Raw genomic sequence first — 2,776 nt, 5'->3', positions numbered from 1 at the left:
GTTCGCCGGGCCGGTCGCCGGGCTGGTCGCCGGGTTGTGCGATAGGACCACCTCAGGCGACGACATCGAAGCCCTCCCCGGTGAGCTCCACGAAGCGCTGCTCGAGACTTTCGCCGACGACCTCGAAGCCGCGCACCCGCACGCCGCCGGCCACCAGCGCCGCGACGATGGCCTCAGGCGGGGCGTCGCCGGACATGTCACCCGTCACGACGTCGAGATCGGATGCCGCGTCCCGCGCGTCCGCCTCGATGCCGAGCCCCGCGAGCACGGTCCGCGCGACCTCGAGGTCGGGCGTGCGCACCTGAACGCGGGCACGCGCGCCTGCGCGACGGAACTCGTCGAGCGTGCCCTGCGCGACCAGTCGTCCGCCGCTCATGACGCCGACGTGCGTGCACAGCTGCTCCACCTCTGCCAGCAGATGGCTCGAGACGAAGACGGTGGTGCCGTCCGCGGTGAAGGAGCGGATCAGCGCGCGCACTTCGCGCGTGCCCTGCGGATCCAGGCCGTTGGTCGGTTCGTCGAGCACGAGAAGCTCACGCGGCATGAGCAGCGCGTTCGCCAGGCCGAGGCGCTGCTTCATGCCGAGCGAGTAGGCGTGCGCCTTCTTCTTCGCGGCATGGCTCAGCCCGACCCGGTCGAGGGCCGTGGCCACGCGCGCATCGCGCGTGCGCCTGGTGGAGTGGCGGTCGGCGGTGTCGAAGCGCCGCAGATTCTGCTCGCCGGTGAGGAACGGCGAGAACGCCGGACCCTCCACGAGGGCGCCGACGCGCGGCAGCACGGCGTCGAGCGACTGGGGCATCGGCGCACCGAGCACGTGCGACTCGCCGCCGGTCGCGCGCAGCAGGCCGAGCAGCATCCGGATCGTGGTCGTCTTGCCCGATCCGTTCGGCCCGAGGAAGCCGAACACCGCGCCTCGAGGCACCGCGAGGTCGATCGCATCGACCGCGGTCTGCGCGCCGAAACGCTTGGTCAGACCCGACGTTTCGATCGCCAGTTCGGTCCCGGGGTGCGCGGGCACCAGGGTCGGGGTCGTCACCGGAATTCCGTCAGAACCCGGTCTGCGCGGCCTCGACCAGTCGCGATGCCGGTACGGCTCCGGCGAGCACCTGTCCGTCGTCGGTGATCAGCACGCTGACGAGCGCGGTCTGCAGCACGCGGCCACCCTCGACAGGGGTCGTGACGCTGTCCAGCAGTGCGACCTGCTCCGGGTCCAGGCCTGCGAACACGTCCGCCGCGCTCGCTTCGGAGGTGCTGGGCAGCGCGATCACGGCCGACCAGCCCTCGCCGTAGACGACGGGGGATGCCGCATCCGTCGTCGATTCTCCGTCGTGAGTGCCGGCGCCAGGGGTGGGCAGCGGCACATCCTGCTGCGTCACCGCGATGTCATCGCCGGGCGTGAACGCGAAGACGGCAGGATCGGGCGCGGCGAAGTCCACCTGCGTGAACCCGGTCTCGAACGCCGGCTCGGCCGCGCCGCGGGCGGTGACCGAGGCCGCGAGTGCGACGCCGTTCTCGCCGTCGATCGCGAACCGGATCTCGCCCACCAGGGTGTCGTCGGTGCGTGGCGTGAGGATCAGCTCGTACACGTCGCGACCGGCCACGCGGGCGTCGGTGCCGACGGTCACGGCGGTCGTCTCGTCGAGTGCGGCCAGGCTCTCATCGAGCATCTGGTCGGGGGTCGGGAGCGTCCCCTGCGGGGCGTCGTGCTTCAGCTCGTCGATCTCGGCATCCGAGGCCAGCGTCAGCTGCGTCGCGGTCTGCGTCTCGCTGTCGACGTACCAGACCTGGTTCGCGGCGCCGTCGACGTAGACGTTGCGCTCACCCAGCGGGTCGAGCACCTGCAGACGAGCACTCTGCCCGTCGAGGTACACCTTCGCCGTGTGCGAGCCGGTGACCAGCGAGATGAGGTCGTCGATGTCGGCGGCGGTCGGGCCGCCTTCGGACTCGGGCGCCGAGTCGCCGCTCATCGCCCCGGTGATCGCACCCACATCGGGCAGGCCCAGCTCGGAGGTCTGCTCGATCGTTCCGCTGAGGGCATCGACATCGCTGGCCGCGGCGAACGCGATCAGCTCGGAGGGGGTCTTGTCGGGCAGGTCTACTGCTCCGCTTGCTGCCATCGGCACCAGGATCGCGGCGCCCACCAGCACCGGCGCGCCGACCGCGGCGGTCCAGGTCAGGATGCGGCGACGACTGACATGGCTGACAGTGGCATGACGGGCAGGGCTCATGAGCCCAGGCTACGCCGGTGGCGGCATCCCGTCCCGGGTTCCAGTGAACACTCAGCGAGGCTCTGGCGCAGGCAGTTCCGCGACGAAGCGGCGCGCGAGGTCCTGCCACGCATCCGCGGCGACCGGCTGCGTCGCGGCGAACTGCGCGAGCACCTCGGCGGGAGCGGCGGACGCCACGGAAAGCGACGGATGGATGCCGTTGCCCAGCACCGAGCCCCAATCCCATATGACATAGCCCAGCGGCTCCATCAGCGTGCTGCGCATGCCGTAGATCCCGAGGTCGCGGGGCAGGAAGTGCGGATAGGCGTCTTTTCCCGACCATTCCGGCCAGGCGTGCATGAGCGCCCGCTCGATGTGCCCGCGCCCGGCGGGGAAGCGGCTCATATCGGTGGCCAGACAGCCGAGGGCGAGTCCGGTCAGCACGATGTCCCACTCGGCGTAGTACGCGTTCTCCCCCACGGCACCGACAGTACCGCGCGGTGCCCTCGGCGGGGCTCTTCAGCGCAGGGCCCTCAGCGCGGGGCCCTTCAGCGCAGGACCCTCAGCGC

At 71.2% G+C, this 2,776-nt stretch carries 3 protein-coding genes; all 3 read right to left on the bottom strand.

Annotation, left to right across the window (positions count from 1 at the left end; genetic code table 11):
* Positions 1-52 precede the first annotated feature (52 nt).
* From QZV84_RS09745 to QZV84_RS09735, 3 genes are read right to left on the bottom strand one after another with little or no spacing between them, the layout of a single operon-like run.
* Positions 53-1,036, bottom strand: a complete 984-nt coding sequence (locus QZV84_RS09745) for an ATP-binding cassette domain-containing protein (protein ID WP_292828932.1) — start codon at positions 1,034-1,036, stop codon at positions 53-55.
* A 10-nt stretch (positions 1,037-1,046) separates the two neighbouring features.
* Entirely contained in the window at positions 1,047-2,228 is a 1,182-nt protein-coding gene (locus QZV84_RS09740; RefSeq protein ID WP_292828931.1) for a DUF2092 domain-containing protein, read from the bottom strand.
* Between the two features lie 51 nt (positions 2,229-2,279).
* On the bottom strand, positions 2,280-2,687 hold the full coding sequence (locus tag QZV84_RS09735) for a hypothetical protein (protein WP_292828929.1): 408 nt from the start codon (positions 2,685-2,687) through the stop codon (positions 2,280-2,282).
* Positions 2,688-2,776 lie beyond the last annotated feature (89 nt).

The organism is Microbacterium sp. (genome assembly GCF_011620715.1).
Taxonomy (GTDB): Bacteria; Actinomycetota; Actinomycetes; order Actinomycetales; family Microbacteriaceae; genus Microbacterium.
The sequence above is the reverse complement of the archived record's forward strand: the minus strand, read 5'-3'. Positions and strand labels throughout refer to the sequence as shown.